Genomic DNA, 559 nt, shown 5'->3' with positions numbered 1-559 from the left:
ACACTGTGTATTACAATATCTTCGCTGCAAAAGACTTTGGTGTTCCACAAAATAGAGAGCGCATATACATTGTAGGCTTTAATAAAGAAAAAGTAAGAAATCATGAACATTTTACTTTTCCAACCCCATTAAAAACAAAAACAAGAGTTGGAGATATTCTTGAAAAGAGCGTAGACAATAAATATACGCTATCAGATGCGCTCTGGAATGGACACCAACGCAGGAAATTTGTAAATGCAGCAGCCGGTAAAGGCTTTGGGTATGGTTTATTTAATGAAAATAGCCCATATACTAATACCATAAGTGCGAGGTACTATAAAGATGGTAGCGAAATATTAATAGAGCAAAAAGGAAGTAACCCAAGAAAAATAACTCCGCGGGAAGCGTCAAGACTTCAAGGGTTTCCTAGTGATTTTATTATCCCTGTATCGGATACACAGGCTTATAAGCAATTTGGGAATTCAGTCGCAGTCCCTGTTATCAATGCAATAGCAGAAAAAATCATATCGACCTTAGATTCATAAACTAAGTCATGAGGACACAATGCGGCCCAGAATCC

1 protein-coding gene is annotated in these 559 nt (G+C 37.4%); it reads left to right on the top strand.

Annotated features, from left to right (window positions below; translation table 11 throughout):
- The coding region (dcm, locus tag AC5O77_RS22345; RefSeq protein ID WP_494507242.1) for a DNA (cytosine-5-)-methyltransferase at window positions 1–524 on the top strand (524 nt) is incomplete at its 5' end.
- Window positions 525–559 lie beyond the last annotated feature (35 nt).

It is taken from the genome of Stenotrophomonas sp. INTA L402-1 (assembly GCF_059295135.1).
Note: the sequence above shows the minus strand (reverse complement) of the source record. Positions and strands in the feature narration are given on the sequence as shown.